General features: G+C 70.1%; 14 protein-coding genes. 7 read left to right on the forward strand and 7 right to left on the reverse strand.

What is annotated here, in order from left to right; translation table 11 throughout:
- From AQI88_RS47035 to AQI88_RS13410, 3 genes are all read right to left on the reverse strand, one after another.
- A partial coding sequence (locus AQI88_RS47035; RefSeq protein ID WP_208615772.1) for a hypothetical protein occupies nt 1–185 on the reverse strand: 185 nt, incomplete at its 3' end.
- A gap of 13 nt (nt 186–198) precedes the next feature.
- Complete coding sequence (locus tag AQI88_RS13405; RefSeq protein ID WP_066997230.1) at nt 199–1,116, reverse strand: restriction endonuclease; 918 nt, start codon at nt 1,114–1,116, stop codon at nt 199–201.
- 146 nt (nt 1,117–1,262) lie between these two features.
- A complete protein-coding gene (locus tag AQI88_RS13410) occupies nt 1,263–2,582 on the reverse strand; it encodes an NsdA family TPR-like regulatory protein (protein WP_482258159.1) in 1,320 nt (439 codons plus the stop codon).
- A 270-nt stretch (nt 2,583–2,852) separates the two neighbouring features.
- On the opposite strand from AQI88_RS13410, the gene AQI88_RS13415 reads away from it, so the two are divergent.
- From AQI88_RS13415 to AQI88_RS13435, 5 genes are all read left to right on the forward strand, one after another.
- Nucleotides 2,853–3,038, forward strand: coding sequence for a hypothetical protein (locus tag AQI88_RS13415; RefSeq protein WP_066997233.1), 186 nt, complete (start codon nt 2,853–2,855; stop codon nt 3,036–3,038).
- Between the two features lie 151 nt (nt 3,039–3,189).
- A complete protein-coding gene (locus AQI88_RS13420; RefSeq protein WP_244184119.1) occupies nt 3,190–4,989 on the forward strand; it encodes a nucleotidyltransferase domain-containing protein in 1,800 nt (599 codons plus the stop codon).
- Nucleotides 4,986–6,104: a hypothetical protein gene (locus AQI88_RS13425; protein WP_159050335.1), complete on the forward strand. Its 1,119-nt coding sequence runs from the start codon at nt 4,986–4,988 to the stop codon at nt 6,102–6,104. Before AQI88_RS13420 ends, AQI88_RS13425 begins: the two co-directional genes overlap by 4 nt.
- Entirely contained in the window at nt 6,085–6,876 is a 792-nt protein-coding gene (locus AQI88_RS13430; protein WP_066997239.1) for an SDR family NAD(P)-dependent oxidoreductase, read from the forward strand. Before AQI88_RS13425 ends, AQI88_RS13430 begins: the two co-directional genes overlap by 20 nt.
- Before the next feature lie 29 nt (nt 6,877–6,905).
- Nucleotides 6,906–7,340 carry an NUDIX hydrolase gene (locus tag AQI88_RS13435; RefSeq protein ID WP_066997242.1) on the forward strand — a complete coding sequence of 145 codons (435 nt, stop codon included), beginning with the start codon at nt 6,906–6,908 and terminating at the stop codon, nt 7,338–7,340.
- Here AQI88_RS13435 and AQI88_RS45890 read toward each other — a convergent pair.
- The 3 genes from AQI88_RS45890 to AQI88_RS13450 form a co-directional block, all read right to left on the reverse strand.
- Nucleotides 7,330–8,031, reverse strand: coding sequence for a hypothetical protein (locus AQI88_RS45890; protein ID WP_066997246.1), 702 nt, complete (start codon nt 8,029–8,031; stop codon nt 7,330–7,332). The genes AQI88_RS13435 and AQI88_RS45890 overlap by 11 nt on opposite strands.
- 482 nt (nt 8,032–8,513) lie before the next feature.
- A complete protein-coding gene (locus tag AQI88_RS13445; protein WP_066997249.1) occupies nt 8,514–10,043 on the reverse strand; it encodes a helix-turn-helix domain-containing protein in 1,530 nt (509 codons plus the stop codon).
- A gap of 148 nt (nt 10,044–10,191) precedes the next feature.
- Nucleotides 10,192–10,440 carry a hypothetical protein gene (locus tag AQI88_RS13450; RefSeq protein WP_066997252.1) on the reverse strand — a complete coding sequence of 83 codons (249 nt, stop codon included), beginning with the start codon at nt 10,438–10,440 and terminating at the stop codon, nt 10,192–10,194.
- Nucleotides 10,441–10,685: 245 nt separating this feature from the next.
- On the opposite strand from AQI88_RS13450, the gene acnA reads away from it, so the two are divergent.
- Nucleotides 10,686–13,403: an aconitate hydratase AcnA gene (acnA, locus tag AQI88_RS13455; RefSeq protein ID WP_066997256.1), complete on the forward strand. Its 2,718-nt coding sequence runs from the start codon at nt 10,686–10,688 to the stop codon at nt 13,401–13,403.
- A 182-nt stretch (nt 13,404–13,585) separates the two neighbouring features.
- Nucleotides 13,586–15,130, forward strand: coding sequence for a sensor histidine kinase (locus AQI88_RS13460; protein ID WP_066997259.1), 1,545 nt, complete (start codon nt 13,586–13,588; stop codon nt 15,128–15,130).
- On the opposite strand, the gene AQI88_RS13465 is transcribed toward AQI88_RS13460, so the two are convergent.
- Nucleotides 15,067–17,760 carry a SpoIIE family protein phosphatase gene (locus AQI88_RS13465; protein WP_079057549.1) on the reverse strand — a complete coding sequence of 898 codons (2,694 nt, stop codon included), beginning with the start codon at nt 17,758–17,760 and terminating at the stop codon, nt 15,067–15,069. The two genes, AQI88_RS13460 and AQI88_RS13465, sit on opposite strands and share 64 nt — an antisense overlap.
- Nucleotides 17,761–17,809: the final 49 nt, after the last annotated feature.

Below are 17,809 nucleotides of genomic sequence, written 5' to 3' on the forward strand. Positions count from 1 at the left end.
TTAGGGCGCCGCCCAAGGCCTCGGGCAGCCATGATCAGGACGAAGAATGGAATCTCGTCGTCAGGACTGAGCCAGAACGGCGACGCAGGATCATCGTGCCAGCCGCACTCTGTGTCTTGGATCTTTTGGAGAGCTCGGTCGATCTCTTGGTGCTGGTCGAAGGGCTTGCGAAGCGGCTGGTCCATCAAGAGACACGACTTAGACGTAGCTGGGGACGTCCTCGTAGTACCGGTAGTGGTCCGCGTCGTAGGCATCGTGACCTCGGTCGACCTTTCTGAACGTGACCTCGAAGTGGTCGAACTGGCCGTCGTCGTAGGTCACGGTCCCGTTGCCAAGCCGCCCGAGCAGCCGGTCGGTATCCATCGGCGGTTCGATCTCCTCGGACTGCCAGCCGCGGGCGCCGTACAGGTAGTCGAGGTACCAGACGAATCCGCCGTGCTTGTCGTCGTAGAAGACACCTCGGGGACGGATTTCGTGCCCGACAGGCAAGTCGATTGAGGCGACCCTGTCCAACCGCTCGTCGATCCAATTGAGCGGGAACCCGACTGCGCTTCCGTGCCGGTTAGAGACGCGGAGGTAGAAGCCGCGGGTGATACCGATGAACCGGTTCGGCTCGCTAGTGGCGAAGACCCTCCACCCGCTGGCTTCGGCGCTTACCGGGAAAAACCGCTGGGCTACCGCCCAGCCCCGGGGAGTGGCGAGCATGCGTTCGAGCTCCACTCCGTCCCACACATGTGTGTGCACACCCTTGGTCCGCTCGATTGACTCCAGTCGGGAGACCAGGGCGCTGGAGGGCTGGGTGGAGCAGACGAGGAGGAAAGCGTCGGCGTCATGCTGAGCAACAGCGTCCACGATGCCGCCGATGCTTCCAACGTCTTCGCCGTTGACCGATCGTCCGGCGCCATCCTTGGCGTGAGCCATGTGCTTGCACGAGATCACCCAGTTGCGTGTCTTCGCCCCCAGCACTGCATCGCCCGGCTCCTCGAGAAGGAGGTCGCGTCCGCCATCTGCTCCCCGGCCAGACCACTTGGCTCTATAGCCGAGGGCAAGGGCCAGTTCGCGGACCAGCTGTTCCAGATCCTCGCCGTCCGGCGCCAACTCGCGAAAGTCGAGCATTGTGCTCCCTGTCAGTGACGTGCAGTGTTCATCAGCGTGATTTAGGTGCCCCCGCGCCGCCGGGTTGGCTGCCTTCCCCGGTGGGCGCCGGGATGGTTGCTGGAGAACAGGATTACCATCCAGCGCTGACAGCGCGGTCGGAAGAGTCAGCCCGCGATGCGGGCTGACTGCTCGCGGAGCTCTTGGGCTTCCGGGACGCCGCTGTACCGGCGCAGGCGGACGCGCATGTCCTGGAGGGCGGCTTGGACCTTGACGGAGCGGATGCCGTCCGCGCAGTCGAGGAAGTCGCGCCAGGTAGCCATGGCGCCGTCCACGTCGCCTTGGCGGAGCCGTACGCCGCCGAGGTCGGCAAGGACGATGGCGCGGGTGCGGCGGCGGTCGAGGCCGTGGATGTCGAGGGCGAGGTGGAGGTGCTCTTCGGCGGAGTCGAGGTCGCCGAGGCGGGAGAGGATCATGCCGGACTCGTGGGCCCAGCGGCCGGGGGAGTAGTGGGCGGCCCAGGAGTCGCCGCCCGCGGCGGCCGGCTTGCCGATGGCGGTCTCGGACATGGCGAGGTGCTTGGTCGCCATACGGCGGTCGTCATCCTGGGCGGCGGCGTTGGCGAGGGTGGCCTCGTAGTAGGCGACGGCCCGTGGGTTGTCGAGGTGGCGGCCGTAGTCCACGCAGGCTTCGCCGAGCTGGACGGCTTCGGCACGGTAGCCGAGATCGACGCACTGTACGGCGAGGCCGCGGAGAGCGGTGGCCGAGAGCTCAGGGTCGCCGGCTTCGGCGGCGAGGCGGAAGGAATGGGCGTAGTAGCGCTGGGCGAGTCCGCGGAGTTCGGGGGTATCGCCTTCGTCCTGGGCCATCCAGCCGGCGAGCTGGACGAGCTGGGAGGTGGCGGCGAACAGGTCTCGGCCGGTGGCCTTGGTGAAGCGTCCCTCCAGCCAGGGGGCGACGTCCTGGGTGAGGTAGCGGACGGCCAGGTGGCGGGCGTGCCCGCCGCCGAGTTCGGAGGCGGAGTCGCCGAGCGCCTTGACCATGTGGCGTACGGCGGCCACCTCGCCCTGGCCGACGCGGACGGCTCCGGGGAGGGCGGTCTTGGTCCGGCGGGTGATGCTGTCCATGTCGGGCAGGCCGAGCGCGGACAGGGCGTATCCGCTGGAGGCGAGGATGAACTCCCGACGTTCCACGTCGCTCCTTCCCAGGTGCAGGACTGATGCAACGGTATCTGCGTGGAGTGCCGCAGGCATGGGCTCCGGAAGGTTGATCGCCTCGGGGGCCAGCCCCAGCACCTGCGCGATGTAGGGCCACCAGCGGCCGGGAGTCCGTTCTCCCTCGATCCAACGCCGGGCGTGCTGGCGCTGCAGGCGCCGCGGATCGCCGCATTCGGCCAGGCCAAGGGCACGCGCCAACTCCGAAGGCCCCCAGCCCCGTTCCTGGCAGGCTCGCTTGATCAGTTCCGCGACGGCCGGGTTCCTCGGCACCCCGTCATCCTCCCCACCTGGATTACGCGGGATTACGCAGGACTACATCCTGGGCCCTGTCCCGGGAGGGCGGACCGCCGTTCACTGAACATCACCCCGCAGATCTCCGAATGGTTCGAACAGGCCCCGTTCAGGGCCTGTTGGCGCCTGCCCGGACACGTGAGAGGAGCCGATGGTGGAGATGACCTCTGACAGCGCGCGGACCCGCACGATCCCGCCTTCCCGAGTGGTCGGTGTCTGCCGCTACCCCGCCCTCCGGGAGGTGCGGCGGTGAGCCGGGTCCCGTTATCCGACCCACTGGGGACGGTCCTGAGCTGGGTCTGGGCGCTCGGCTCGGCTGCTGGACTCGCGGTCCTCGGAGTCATGGTCCAGGCCGAGCAGTCGTCCGCGCAGATGCCGTTGGCGCACCCGCCGCTCAGCGTCGACGACATCCCCTTGGCCGACAGCGCCCGATAGAGGCGTCGGCCTCCGCGTGCCTCGCATCACCAGCGAAAGAAGGGAAGCCGATGCCCAGCCAGCACGGCGACGACATGCACCCCGTGTCGGTCGCGTTCAGCGGCCCCGACAACACCGGGAAGACCAAGCAGATCGGGATCCTGCCCGGCGCATGGGCCCGGCAGCCACCTCCGCGGGCCCCCTCGACCACTACGACCCGCGCTGGGCCACCATCAAGGCCGACGGCATGGCCCGCTGGTGGTTCGAGACCGGCCCCGTCGAGGAGGTCACCGATGTCCTCGCCACCTCCTACCTCGAACGCTCCCGGCACCCCTTCTCCGCGCCGGTGCGCCTGCTGGACCGGGGCATCCCCATGCTGGAAGCGTCCGTGGCCGCGACGGTCGCCGTACGGGAGAACCTGGGCACCGCGCAGGCCGCGGACCGGGCCCGGCTCCTGCTGTCCCCGTACGAGACCGACCTGCGGGCCGCCGAGGAGGACGAATACGCCCTCGTCCTCCTGCACTGCGACGACCCCGAAGAGGGCACCCGCCGGAGCCTGGCCCACGAGGTGACCGTCACCGACACCTACGCGGCGTACCAGCGCCACCTCCACGAGCAGATCAACCGCCTCGTCGCTGACGGCCGCTTCCCGATGTCGATCCGCATCGGCGACCGCCCGACCGTCACCATCCAGGACGAGGTGCGCCGGCTCCTGGCGCCCCTGCACCCGAGCGTGCCGAGCCGGGCCCTGGCGGGAGTGCACGTCACCGCTCTGGGCGGCATGTCGGAGAGCGGCAAGAGCACCGCTGGCGAGTACCTGCGCACGCACCACGGCCACGCCCGCCTCAAGATCGGGCACCTCATCGAGGACGCGGCCAGTCGGGCGGGCATCCCCGACCCCTACAGGCTGGGCTCCGTCGTCCAGGCCGAGCTGATCGTGGACGCGCTGGACCGGTTCTGCCATGCCCATCACTTCCTCGACTCCGTCAGCATCGAGTCGCTGCACGACTTCGACTCGACCGCCGAACTCGCCCGGATGCTCGGCTCCCAGCTCACCATCGTCTACCTGGACGCCTCCGAGGCCACGCGCACACGGCGGGGCACCGCCGGAGCCCAGGACGTCGCCGACCGCGACGTCGTCAAGAGCGCACGAGGTGCGGACAAGATCGCCTCCATTGCCCACGAGGTCATCGGCAACGACGGGCCACGGCTGGAACTGGAACGCCGGCTGGACCGCATCGCGCTCGACCGCCGCTGGCCGGAGCACCAGCCCAGCACCATGCCGGTCAACGCGCTCGGACTCCCGGTCCACCTGGAGGCCTACCTGGCCGAGTTCCTCGACCGCACCACCGGCCCGCAGCCGCTGATCGACCTGCTGGCCGTCACCGGCAGCGGTGCCCGCGGCAAGTACCAGCACGGCTGGAGCGACCTCGACGTGTTCGTCGTCGCCGACGCCTCTTCCCTCGGCGGGATCCGCCAGGTCCTCGCGGAACTGGAGGCCGAACTCGGCGGGGTCAAACTCGGCATCACCGTGCTGACTCGAGCCGAGTGCCGGGCCGGCGCCGTGACCTCCCGCCTCCTCCACGTCCTCGCCCTCATCGGCAGCGGGGCGCTAGTCCCGCTGTGGTCCGCCCCCGGCCTGGCCCTGCCTGCACCAGACGCCGCCACCGACATCGAGGCGAGCCTGCGCGACGGCATCCAGGCCGCCATAGAGATCCGCCGCCAGCTCCTCAAGGGGGCACCCGACCTCCGCGGCCTCTACAAGGTCACCGCGCTGCTTGCGAAGATCCAGCTCCGCTTCAGCGGTATCGAATGCCCCTCCGACAGCGACGCCCTCACCGTCCTCCTCGACGCCAAGCGGCAGGACACCAGCGCGGTCACCACCGCCCGCACCGAGCGCCCCGCCGCCGAAGCGCTCGCGACCCTCGTCCTTCACAGCTGGCTGGACACCCTTCCCGGGGAAAGGCAGTGAGCGTGAGTGCCCGGCGGGCCCCGGCGGTAGCGGGCACCTTCCACAAGCCGGTGGCGACCCGCGAGCAGGCCGAAGCCGAAGTGAGGGGTTGGAGCCAGCTCGCTTCCCACATCGTTGTGCCGGGCCTTCACGGGCAGGTCGCGTTGCCGGACAGGCAGCTCCTCGCGTACGAGGATGTCTTCGCCACCGGCCGGTGCGTGCTGCTGATGGGCGACGTGATCGCCCTCGCCGACCGCGACCCGGCCATGCAGCCCCGCCTGGACTGCCTCGTGGACAGCGTCTGCGCCGACCTGAGGGCGGCGGCCGAGGAGACCGGCGAGCGCGTGCCGCTGGCCGAGTGCGTTCCCGACCTCTACCTCGACCGGATCCGCCCCGGAGGCCGGCTGGACCGCTGGTACCTCCGCCGTGACCTGCCGATCGCCCTGCCCCACATCGGTACGACCCTCACCCTCCGGGAGCTGGCCGGCTTCACCCTCACGGCCAACGGCCGGCAGCTGACGCTGAACGTCGCCGACACCATCGACAGCCTCCGCCACGTCCTGGCCCCGGACCGCCGCTGGCTGGCCGGTCTGTCGCAAGGCGACCCCACGGAGCCCAACATCGCCGACCCGCTGTGCTGGCTCGACTTCGAGTTCGCCGGCCGCAACACCGTCGTGGGCGAGGCCGCCAACCTGCTCTGGTACCTGATGGCCCTGGGCGGCTGGCTCGTCCCCCACTACCAGCCCGACGTCTACTCCCGCACCCTCCGCCTCGCCCTGCCACCACTTTCCCGCCCGCGCATCGAGTACCTGGACCTGCACGAGGGCAGCCGCCACATCGACGTCCGATACTCCTGGAACACCGGACCCGGCCGCAGTGCGGCCGTCGCGCGGGCGTTGGACGGCCTTCGTGGAGGGGACGGCAGCGGCCTGGAGGAGATCCATGCCTTCCTCGCCATGCGCATCCTCGGGGTCATCCCGACCTCCCGGTTGACCGGGCACGACCTCCTGCTCGTGCTGATCAAGCTGGCCGAGAGCCAGGAACCGCTCACGACGATCGATACCTTCTTCACCACCACACCGGCCCCTCACCCCCACTCTGGCGAACGGAGCAGCCATGTCCCTGCCCCTGCTTGAGACCCCTCTCCAGGCCCGCCCGCTCCAGGGCCGCACCGCCCTCGTCACCGGCGGGGCCACCGGCATCGGCGCCGAGATCGGACGCGCGCTCGCCGCCGCCGGCGCGACCGTCGCGGTCAACCACCTCGGCCAGGACCCCGATGCCCACGCCCTCCTCGCCGCCTTCGAGCGCGACGGCAGCCCCGGGATCGCGGCGAACGCCGACCTCACCGATCCGGGCGCCGTCCAGACCATGGTCGACCTCGTCCGTGCTGAGATCGGCCCCATCGACATCCTCGTGAACAACGCCGGCTCCGACCCCCGCGTCCCCTGGGAGGACACCGACGAGACAGCCTGGAACTACTCCCTCGATGTCAACCTCACCGCCCACTACCGCACCTGCCACGCGGTGACCCCCGGCATGATCGAACGCCGGTGGGGCCGCATCGTGAACATCGGCAGCGTCAACGCCCGCGCCGGTCGCACGAACCTCGTCGCGTACAGCACCGCGAAGGCGGGACTGCTGGGCCTGACCCGCTCCCTCGCCCGCGAACTGGGCCCGTACGGCATCTGCGCCAACACCGTCATGCCCGGCGCCATCCAGGTGGAGGCCGAGAACACCCTCCCCGCCCAGCACCGTGCGCGCCCGGAGGACCAGATCAAGCGCCAGTGCGTCCCCCGCCGCGGCCGCCCCGAAGACGTCGCGGCCCTGGTGGCCTTCCTCGTGGGCCCCTCCGCGTCGTTCATCACTGGGCAATCCGTCCACGTCGACGGCGGCTGGCTGCTGCACTGAGACGCCAACAAGCAAGGAGACAGACCGAAATGAAGGAACGAGTCCGCGCCGTCCTCGTCACCGCTGACGAAACGATGCTGGTCATCCGCCGCACCAAGCCCGACATCCCCCAGTACTGGGTCCTCCCCGGCGGCGGCGTCGAGCCCAGCGACGAGTCCCGGGAGGCCGCCCTCCACCGGGAGATCCACGAGGAGATCGCGGGGAAGGCCGACATCGTCCGGCTCCTCCACACGATGGAGTCCGACGACGAGCGCCAGCTCTTCTACCTCGCCCGTATCGCGACCTGGTCCTTCGAGGACCGCACCGGGCCCGAGTTCAGCGCCGAGGGCCGGGGCGAGTACGCGCTGGAGGAGATCCCGCTGACTGTGGAGGGGCTCGAGGGCATCGACCTCAAGCCCGAGGAGATCGCCCACATCCTGAGGGGCGCCATCAGCGCCGGGACCCTCGCCCCGTTCAGTCACTGAACGACCGGGGCGTGCTTCCGGGGAACACCTGCTGTGCTCCCGGAGGAACATGGCCGCCGCCAGTGATGGTGGCGGCCTTCGGGCTACCGTCCGCTTCGGCGAGCGCTTGCGTCGGGGTGCGGACTTCTCCTCCGGCTGAGATCCGCGCTCGGTCGCTGCCTGGTGGACCGGTGCCCCCTGGCTCCGGTCCGCTCCCGCCACCCCAGGGGCGGGATTGGCCGGAGTTCGCGGCGAGCGGCTCGCAGACGTGGTTCTGCTTCGTCTTGGGGTCGGTCTTGCTGTTGCGTCGGCCTTCGCACTGGTCCTGGCACTGCCGGAGACGGGCGTAGAACAGCTCCAGCATCTCGGCGGTCAGCTTGCCCGCCTTGAGGTCGTCGAACGTGGGCTTGAGGTAGTTGCGGATGATGCCCTCGGCCCGCTCGTACGACGTCTCGTCGAGCTCAGCGACGCCCAGCCACCGGTCGAGCAGGAACGACATGGTCACTTGCGTCTTGGGGTGGCGGTTCTCGTCGACCTGGTGGGGGAGCTTCGTGCGTGCCTTCTCGGCCTCGACCTCCGTCTCGGCCTGCTCGTGGAGGTAGATGTCCTTCTTCGTGAGCGGGTCACGCCCGGCGTAGACCCGGACCTGGAAGCCTGCCCCGTTGGGGCGGATGCTGCCGCGCTGACGTCGCTTGCTCTTGGTGTTCGCCATGGTCCTGGAACCTATTCATGGTTAATGCCATGGCTACGACGAACAGCGCGCCTACCTCAGAGAGGTAAACGCGCTGGTCAGACAGTGTGCCCCCGGCAGGATTCGAACCTGCGACACCCGCTTTAGGAGTTCGATCTCCCCTCGGCCTGGTCGGGTCTCGCCTTGTGCGTCGGTGCCACGACTGGCTGCTGTGTGTTGCCGCCGTCCGAGGACGTTGATGTCAGCGTTGGATGTCAGCGGGCCAGTTCCGGCAGTGGGCAGCACTCCAAAGACTTGTCCGGTCGGTCGGCCCAGCGGCACCAGACATGCCGACCGGTACACCTCCATAGCGTCCGGCAGGCCTGCCGGCCATCGTCCTCCCGCTGAGAGACCGGGGCAGCCCGCTCTCGGCCCAAAGTCCCAGAGAAGTCCCAGAGATGCCGCTGCACCCTCCCCAGACCCGCATATGTGCAGGTCAGGCAGGGTGCGGCGGCATCGGTGACTCAGATGTCCCGGAAGATCTCGATCTGCGCGCCGATCGAGTTCAGGCGCTCGGCGAGGTCCTCGTAACCCCGGTTGATGACGTACACGTTGCGCAGGACCGAGGTGCCCTCGGCCGCCATCATCGCCAGCAGGACGACCACCGCGGGACGCAGCGCGGGCGGGCACATCATCTCGGCGGCGCGCCAGCGGGTCGGGCCCTCGACCAGCACCCGGTGCGGGTCCAGCAACTGCAGTCGGCCGCCGAGGCGGTTGAGGTCCGTCAGGTAGATCGCACGGTTGTCGTAGACCCAGTCGTGGATCAGCGTCTGGCCCTGCGCGACTGCCGCGATGGCCGCGAAGAAGGGGACGTTGTCGATGTTCAGGCCCGGGAAGGGCATGGGGTGGATCTTGTCGATCGGGGCCTCCAGCTTGGAGGGCCGGACCGTGAGGTCCACCAGGCGGGTACGGCCGTTGTCCGCGAAGTACTCGGGGCTGCGGTCGTGGTCGAGGCCCATCTCCTCCAGGACCGCCAGCTCGATCTCCAGGAACTCGATCGGCACCCGGCGCACCGTCAGCTCCGACTCGGTCACCACGGCGGCGGCCAGCAGGCTCATCGCCTCGACCGGGTCCTCGGAGGGGGAGTAGTCGACGTCGACGTCGATGTTCGGCACGCCGTGCACGGTCAGCGTGGTGGTGCCGATGCCCTCGACCTTGACGCCCAGGGCCTCCAGGAAGAAGCACAGGTCCTGGACCATGTAGTTGGAGGACGCGTTGCGGATGACCGTCACTCCGTCGTGCCGGGCGGCGGCCAGCAGCGCGTTCTCGGTCACGGTGTCGCCGCGCTCGGTCAGCACGATCGGGCGGTCGGGGCGGACCGTGCGGTCGACCTGCGCGTGGTACTGGCCCTCGGTGGCCGCGATGTCCAGCCCGAACCGGCGCAGCGCGATCATGTGCGGCTCGATGGTCCGGGTGCCCAGGTCGCAGCCGCCGGCGTACGGCAGCTTGAAGTGGTCCATACGGTGCAGCAGCGGACCGAGGAACATGATGATCGAGCGGGTGCGGACGGCAGCCTCCGCGTCGATCGCCGCCATCTCCAGCTCGGCCGGCGGGACCAGCTCCAGGTCGACCCCGTCGTTGATCCAGCGGGTGCGCACGCCGATGGAGTTGAGTACCTCCAAAAGGCGGTACACCTCCTCGATCCGGGCCACCCGGCGCAGCACCGTGCGCCCCTTGTTCAGCAGCGAGGCGCACAGCAGGGCCACACACGCGTTCTTGCTGGTCTTCACGTCGATGGCGCCGGACAGCCGGCGGCCGCCGACCACGCGCAGATGCATCGGACCCGCATAGCCCAGCGACACGATCTCACTGTCCAGGGCTTCGCCGATTCGGGCGATCATCTCAAGGCTGATGTTCTGGTTCCCGCGCTCGATGCGATTGACCGCGCTCTGGCTGGTGCCGAGCGCCTCCGCGAGCTGCGCCTGTGTCCAGCCACGGTGTTGCCGGGCGTCACGGATGAGCTTGCCGATGCGTACGAGGTAGTCGTCTGACATGAGGTTGAGGCTATCTCAGATATGAGATGGCGCTCGTTGGGGGGTTCATTCGGGTGACGGGACGTCAGTGACCAGCGTGTTTGCGGGAAGTGTCGGAGTTGGGGATGGTTGGTCCGATATCAACTCACCTTCCCGGTTTAGCCAACTATCAGTCGGAAGCCATGGAAATCCTCGCGCACTCCCGGGCGAGGAACAGGGGCGGCTCGAAGGCGACCGCCGGTGCGGGGTCCGTCGAGTGGGCCGGTGTGGCGGGGGCGATGGCGTAACGGACCCGCTCGACGCCGCTGTACCCGTCATGCACCTCCAGCACTCCCGGCTCCGGGCAGTGCCACGAGAAGGGCGTGACGTCGTCCCCCGGCGCGTTGGCCACCGTGCCGGTGCCGCGCCCGGGAGGCATGCGGCGATCTCCACCCGTCGCCGTGTGGCCGACACCACCGGAAAACGGCACAGCGGGGCCCGGCCGGACATGACCAGCCCGCCCCCATGTACTAGAGTTATCTCGACATCGAGATATCTGCCGAGGCGCACCGCAGCCGCCACGCCAGTAAGGGTTACCTAACTTAGCCTTACCTTAGCGGATCGGCCAGTTCGGCGTGGCGGCAGGATTGCGGTGGTACGCGCACATCAATGAAGGAGACTGTCGTGTCGGCGAACAGCTTCGACGCCCGCAGCACGCTGCAGGTGGGCGACGAGTCGTACGAGATCTTCCGGCTGGACAAGGTCGAAGGCTCCGCGCGCCTTCCCTACAGCCTGAAGGTCCTGCTGGAGAACCTGCTCCGCACGGAGGACGGCGCGAACATCACCGCCGACCACATCCGCGCCCTCGGTGGCTGGGACTCCCAGGCGCAGCCCAGCCAGGAGATCCAGTTCACGCCGGCCCGCGTGATCATGCAGGACTTCACGGGTGTGCCCTGTGTCGTGGACCTCGCCACCATGCGTGAGGCCGTGAAGGCCCTCGGCGGCGACCCGGCGAAGGTCAACCCGCTCTCGCCGGCCGAGATGGTCATCGACCACTCCGTCATCGCCGACAAGTTCGGCACGAACGACGCCTTCAAGCAGAACGTCGACCTGGAGTACGGCCGCAACAAGGAGCGCTACCAGTTCCTGCGCTGGGGCCAGACCGCCTTCGACGACTTCAAGGTCGTCCCGCCGGGCACCGGCATCGTCCACCAGGTCAACATCGAGCACCTCGCGCGCACGGTGATGGTCCGAGGCGGCCAGGCCTACCCCGACACCCTCGTCGGCACCGACTCGCACACCACCATGGTCAACGGCCTCGGCGTTCTGGGCTGGGGCGTCGGCGGTATCGAGGCCGAGGCCGCGATGCTCGGCCAGCCGGTCTCGATGCTCATCCCGCGCGTTGTCGGCTTCAAGCTCACCGGTGAGCTGCCCGCCGGCACCACCGCCACCGACCTGGTGCTCACCATCACCGAGATGCTGCGCAAGCACGGTGTGGTCGGCAAGTTCGTGGAGTTCTACGGCGAGGGCGTCGCCGCCACCTCCCTGGCCAACCGCGCCACCATCGGCAACATGTCGCCGGAGTTCGGCTCCACCGCCGCGGTCTTCCCGATCGACGGCGAGACCATCAAGTACCTCAAGCTCACCGGCCGCTCCGAGCAGCAGCTCGCGCTCGTCGAGGCGTACGCCAAGGAGCAGGGCCTCTGGCTGGATCCGCAGGCCGAGCCGGACTTCTCCGAGAAGCTGGAGCTCGACCTCTCGACGGTCGTCCCGTCGATCGCCGGCCCGAAGCGCCCGCAGGACCGTATCGTCCTCGCCAACGCCGCCCAGCAGTTCACGCAGGACGTCCGCAACTACGTCGACACCGTGGACGAGGCGGGCCAGGAGTCCTTCCCGGCCTCCGACGCCCCGGCGATCCACCCCAACGGCGCCCCGTCGAACCCGGTCACCGTGACCGCCCCCGACGGCTCGACCTACACGATCGACCACGGTGCGGTGACGGTCGCGGCCATCACCTCCTGCACCAACACCTCGAACCCGTACGTCATGGTCGCCGCCGCCCTGGTGGCCAAGAAGGCGGTCGAGAAGGGCCTGACCCGCAAGCCGTGGGTCAAGACGACCCTCGCCCCGGGTTCGAAGGTCGTCACCGACTACTTCGACAAGGCGGGCCTGACCCCGTACCTCGACAAGGTCGGCTTCAACCTTGTCGGCTACGGCTGCACCACCTGCATCGGCAACTCCGGCCCGCTGCCGGAGGAGGTCTCCAAGGCCGTCAACGACCACGACCTCGCGGTCACCTCGGTCCTCTCCGGCAACCGGAACTTCGAGGGCCGTATCAACCCCGACGTCAAGATGAACTACCTGGCCTCCCCGCCGCTGGTCGTCGCGTACGCCCTCGCGGGCTCCATGAAGGTGGACATCACCAAGGACGCCCTCGGCACCGACCAGGACGGCAAGCCGGTCTACCTGACCGACATCTGGCCGACCGAGGCCGAGGTCAACGACGTCGTGGCGAACGCCATCGGCGAGGACATGTTCAACAAGTCCTACCAGGACGTCTTCGCGGGCGACGCCCAGTGGCAGGCACTGTCGATCCCGACCGGCAACACCTTCGAGTGGGACCCGCAGTCCACCTACGTGCGCAAGCCCCCGTACTTCGAGGGCATGACGATGGAGACCACCCCGGTCTCCGACATCACCGGCGCCCGCGTCCTCGCCAAGCTGGGCGACTCGGTGACGACGGACCACATCTCGCCCGCCGGCGCCATCAAGGCCGACACCCCGGCCGGCAAGTACCTCACCGAGCACGGTGTGGAGCGTCGTGACTTCAACTCCTACGGCTCCCGCCGAGGCAACCACGAGGTCATGATCCGCGGCACGTTCGCCAACATCCGCCTGCGCAACCAGATCGCGCCGGGCACCGAGGGCGGCTACACCCGCGACTTCACCCAGGCCGACGCGCCGGTGTCGTTCATCTACGACGCCTCCCGCAACTACATCGAGCAGGGCATCCCGCTGGTCGTCCTGGCCGGCAAGGAGTACGGCTCCGGCTCGTCCCGCGACTGGGCGGCCAAGGGCACCGCGCTGCTCGGCGTCAAGGCCGTCATCGCCGAGTCGTACGAGCGCATCCACCGCTCGAACCTCATCGGCATGGGCGTCCTGCCGCTGCAGTTCCCGGAGGGCGCCACCGCCGAGTCCCTCGGCCTGACCGGTGAGGAGACCTTCTCCTTCTCCGGCGTCACCGAGCTGAACGAGGGCACCACGCCGCGCACGGTCAAGGTCACCACCGACTCCGGTGTCGAGTTCGACGCGGTCGTCCGCATCGACACCCCCGGTGAGGCCGACTACTACCGCAACGGCGGCATCATGCAGTACGTGCTGCGCAACCTGATCCGCAAGTAAGCGGCAGGACACGGCGGTACAGGGCCGCATCCCCGGTGACGGGGGTGCGGCCCTTCGCCGTCCCCGAGCCGCGTCCGCGCAGGTCATCACCGACCCTCAGGCGGAACACAGGCTTCCCCCAGCGGACCGGGACAGAATCGCTACATGTCTGGCACCCCTGGGTCCCGTACGGGGCACGGCAGATGAGCCGCCGCCCGCGGAGCCGCTCCCTGCGCACGCGTCTGCTGACCCTCGTCACCGTCACCCTCGCCTGCGTGTGCGCCACGCTCGCCCTCACCACCGTCCTCGCCCAGCGCGCCTCTCTCACGGGCAGCCTGGACGAGCGGCTGGACAGCGCCGCCGAACGGAGCGTGGACGGTGCCGCACTCCACCCCGAACACCCCGCCGACCTCGCGTTCCTCCACCGGGGCGGCCACCCCGAGGGGTTGCTCGCCGCCCGGCTCGACGCCGCCGGACACATCGTCTCCGCGGCCGTCGTCACCCAGGACGCGGCCCCGCGCACCCTCAGCTCCGCCCAGCGCACCGCCCTCACCGGCATCCCCGCCGACGGCTCGGTGCACACCCGGACGGTGCCCGGCCTCGGCACCTACCGGCTCACCGCCCTGGACGCGAGCGGCATCCGTGTCCTCACCGGGCTGCCCATGGACGACCTGCTGGACACGCTCGGCAGGCTGGCCGAGACCGAGGCCGTCGTCAGCGCCGCCGGACTCGCGGTCGCGGTGGGCGCCTGCGCGGTCGTCATCCGGCGCCGGCTGCGCCCGCTCGGCCGGGTCGCCGCCACCGCGGCCGACGTCTCCCGGGCACCCCTCGGCCGGGGCCGGGCCGCCGGGCTGCCCCGGGTACCGGAGCGCGACACCGACCCCGGCAGCGAGAGCGGCCAGGTCGGGGCCGCCCTCAACCTCATGATCGACCACGTCGAGGCCTCGCTCGCCGAACGCCGGCGCGGCGAGGAGCGCATGCGCCGCTTCCTGGCCGATGCCAGCCACGAGCTGCGTACCCCGCTCGCCTCCATCGCCGGATACGCCGAGCTGATGAACCGCATCGCTCCCGATGCCGCCTGGCGCCGGGTCGGCGCCGAGTCGGCACGCATGACCGCCCTGGTCGAAGACCTGCTCCTGCTGGCCCGCCTCGACGAGGGCCGGCCCCCGCAGAGCGTGGAGGTGGATCTGGTGGGCGTGGTCGCCGAGGCCGTACGGCAGGTCCGGGTGACCGCCCCCGGCCACCGCTGGCAGCTCCGCCTCCGCCCGGACGCGCCGGCGCCGGTCACCGGCGACGACACCAGGCTGCGCCGGCTAGTGGCCGGTCTGCTGGCCAACGCCCGCATGCACACCCCGCCCGGTACGACGGTCACGGTCACCGTCGAGTCCGGCGCCACCCACCACGTCGTCCTCGTCCAGGACGACGGCCCCGGCATCCCGCCCGCCCTCCTGCCCACCGTCTTCGACTGCTTCACCAGGGCCGACGCCTCACGCTCCCGGGCCCCGGGGGCCGCGGGCGGTGCGGGCCTGGGGCTCGCGATCGCCGCGGGGATCACGGCGGCACACGGCGGTCGCATCCGCGCGGACAGCGCCCCGGGCCGGACCGAGTTCACGGTCGAACTCCCGGCCGCCGCTCCGTCCTGGAACAGGACGCCGGCCACCCCGCCCCCGGCCCCCCCAGCCCCTCAGTCCGGCAGGCAACCCGTGAGGTCCGGCAAGGCCACCTCGGCCCAGATCACCTTGCCCTGAGGCGTGTACCGGGTGCCCCAGCGCTCGGTCATCTGCGAGACCAGGAACAGACCCCGGCCTCCCTCGTCGGTCGTCGCGGCGTACCGCAGATGCGGCGAGGTGCTGCTGCCGTCGGCCACCTCGCAGATCAGCGTGCGGTCACGGATCAGCCGCACATGGATCGGCTCGGAGCCGTAGCGGATGGCGTTGGTGATCAGCTCGCTCAGGACGAGTTCCATGCCGAAGCCCAGCTCGGCCAGGCCCCACTCCTCCAGCCGGGCGGACACGGCGCCGCGCATCCCCGACACGGCGGCCGGGTCCTGCGGCACGTCCCAGTCGGCCACGTTCTGGGGCGGCAGCGCCCGGGTGCGCGCGATGAGCAGCGCGACGTCGTCCTTGGGGCGCGCCGGCAGCAGCTCGTCCAGCACCGCCTGGCAGCTCTCCTCCGGCGACCGGTCGGGGTGCCCCGCCAGCGCCCGGCGCAGCAGCTCCATGCCCACGTCCAGGTCACGCGAGCGGTCCTCGATGAGACCGTCGGTGTACAGGACGAGCTGGCTCCCCTCGGGGAGTTCCAGCTCGGCCGTCTGGAACGGCATGCCGCCGAGGCCCAGCGGCGGCCCGGCCGGCAGGTCGGGGAAGGTGGCGCTGCCGTCGGGGTGGACCAGCGCGGGTGCCAGGTGCCCGGCACGGGCCATGACGCAGCGCCGCGTCACGGGATCGTAGATCGCATACAGGCAGGTGGCGCCCGCGATCTCCGCGGCCGCCTCCGCGCAGGCCTCGTCCTGGTCGATGCGGCCGACCAGGTCGTCCAGATGGCTGAGCAGTTCGTCGGGGGGCAGGTCGAGCGTGGAGAAGTTGTGCACCGCGGTGCGCAGCCGGCCCATGGTCGCGGCCGCGTGCAGGCCGTGCCCGACCACGTCGCCGACGACCAGCGCCACCCGGCTGCCCGGCAGCGGGATCACGTCGAACCAGTCCCCGCTCACACCCGACTGGGCGGGCAGGTAGCGGTAGCCGACGTCGAGTGCGCTCTGCTCGGGCAGCGCCCGCGGCAGCAGGCTGCGCTGCAGGGTGACCGCCAGGGTGTGTTCGCGGGTGTACCGGCGGGCGTTGTCGATGCTGACGGCGGCCCGGGCCACCAGCTCCTCCGCCAGCGACAGCTCCTCCTCGTCGAACGGCTCCCGCTTGGAACGCCAGAAGTTGGCCATGCCGAGCACGACGCCGCGGGCCTGGATCGGCGCGGCGATGAGGGAGTGGATGCCGTACTCCAGGATCTGCCGGGTGCGCGCCGGGTCCTGAATGTGCCAGCCCGTCGCGGCCGACAGGCTGGGCACCAGCTCGGAGCGGCCGGCGCCGTAGCCGCGCGCCTGGGGCGTGGAGGGCAGGAAGTCGATCAGCCGGCCCTTTTCGTACAGCGGGTGGTCGTCCCGGATGCCGTGTACGGCGACGCGCCGCATGTCCGTCGCCTTGCGAGCCGGCTCCTCGCCGTGCAGCACGGCGTCGGCCAGGTCCACGGTGACGAAGTCGGCGAAGCGGGGGACGGCGACCTGCGCCAGCTCGTCGGCCGTACGGACCACGTCGAGGGTGGTGCCGATGCCGAGCCCCGCGTCGTACAGCAGCTCGAGTCGCTCGCGTGCGACCTCCGCCCTGCCGGAGACCGCCTGGAGTTCGGTGGAGTCGCGGAGCGTCACCACGGTGCCCCGGGGGCCGCCCGCGCGGTCCGTGGGCCGCTGGTTGACCGCCAGCAGCCGTCCCCCGGCGAAGTGCACCTCGTCGGTGGCCTCGCGTCCGGTGACCAGCAGCTGCGTCATCTCGGGGTCGAGGACCGACAGCTCCCGCACGTGCCGGCCCTCGGCCTCGGGGGGCAGCTCCAGCAGCCGGCGGGCCTCGTCGTTGGCCAGCAGCAGCCGCCCGTCGTCATCGACGATGAGCACACCTTCGCGCACCGAGTGCAGCACCGTGTCGTGGTGCTCGTACATGCGGGTCATCTCGGCCGGGGCCAGGCTGTGGGTCTGGCGCCGCAGCCGCCTGCCCACCAGCGCCGTCCCACTGGTCGACACCACGAGCGCTCCGGCCCCGGCCGCCAGGATGATCGGCAGCTGCCGGTCCACCTCGCTGGTCACGTTCTTGACCTTCAGCCCGGCGGAGACGAGGGCGGTCACCTTGCCGTGCGGGTCGTAGATCGGAACGGTGGCCTGCACCTCGTGGCCGAGCGGGCCGTGGACGCTCTCGGTGTAGACCTTCCCGGCCAGCGACGGCCCGATCCTGCCCACGAACCGGTGGCCGATCTTGCTCGGTATGGGGTGGGTGTAGCGGATGCCCTTGGTGTCCATGACCACGATGAAGTCGACGCCCGCGGCCTTGCGCCCCGCCTCGGTGAGCGGCTGGAGCACCTTCGACGGCTCGGGGGTCCGCAGCGCCTGCACGATGCCGGGGGAGTGCGCGAAGGTCTGCGCGACGGCTATGGACCGGCGCTTGGCCTCCGTGGTGGTGTCGCGCTCCGATTGCAGGACGAGCGCGATGACGCCGCAGATCACGAGCACGACCACCAGCGCCACCTGGAGGACGAACACCTGCCCGGCGACGCTGCGCGGGCTCTTGCCGACGAGGGAGCGCCAAGAGATATGCCTGAATCGGCCAAAAAGGTCCGACATGCGATATTTCTAGCACCGGCATTTCCGGGTGGCTATGGCTGGTCCAAGC

Origin of the sequence: Streptomyces cellostaticus (genome assembly GCF_001513965.1) — a bacterium.
GTDB lineage: Bacteria > Actinomycetota > Actinomycetes > Streptomycetales > Streptomycetaceae > Streptomyces > Streptomyces cellostaticus.

What these genes read in the sequence shown, in the direction of transcription:
- AQI88_RS45890 (WP_066997246.1), bottom strand. Translation starts at nt 8,031, where the DNA reads ATGGCGAACACCAAGAGCAAGCGACGTCAGCGCGGCAGCATCCGCCCC.
- AQI88_RS13405 (WP_066997230.1), bottom strand. Translation starts at nt 1,116, where the DNA reads ATGCTCGACTTTCGCGAGTTGGCGCCGGACGGCGAGGATCTGGAACAG.
- AQI88_RS13445 (WP_066997249.1), bottom strand. Translation starts at nt 10,043, where the DNA reads ATGTCAGACGACTACCTCGTACGCATCGGCAAGCTCATCCGTGACGCC.
- AQI88_RS13435 (WP_066997242.1), top strand. Translation starts at nt 6,906, where the DNA reads ATGAAGGAACGAGTCCGCGCCGTCCTCGTCACCGCTGACGAAACGATG.
- AQI88_RS13450 (WP_066997252.1), bottom strand. Translation starts at nt 10,440, where the DNA reads ATGCCTCCCGGGCGCGGCACCGGCACGGTGGCCAACGCGCCGGGGGAC.
- AQI88_RS13460 (WP_066997259.1), top strand. Translation starts at nt 13,586, where the DNA reads ATGAGCCGCCGCCCGCGGAGCCGCTCCCTGCGCACGCGTCTGCTGACC.
- AQI88_RS13420 (WP_244184119.1), top strand. Translation starts at nt 3,190, where the DNA reads ATGGGCCCGGCAGCCACCTCCGCGGGCCCCCTCGACCACTACGACCCG.
- AQI88_RS13465 (WP_079057549.1), bottom strand. Translation starts at nt 17,760, where the DNA reads ATGTCGGACCTTTTTGGCCGATTCAGGCATATCTCTTGGCGCTCCCTC.
- AQI88_RS13430 (WP_066997239.1), top strand. Translation starts at nt 6,085, where the DNA reads ATGTCCCTGCCCCTGCTTGAGACCCCTCTCCAGGCCCGCCCGCTCCAG.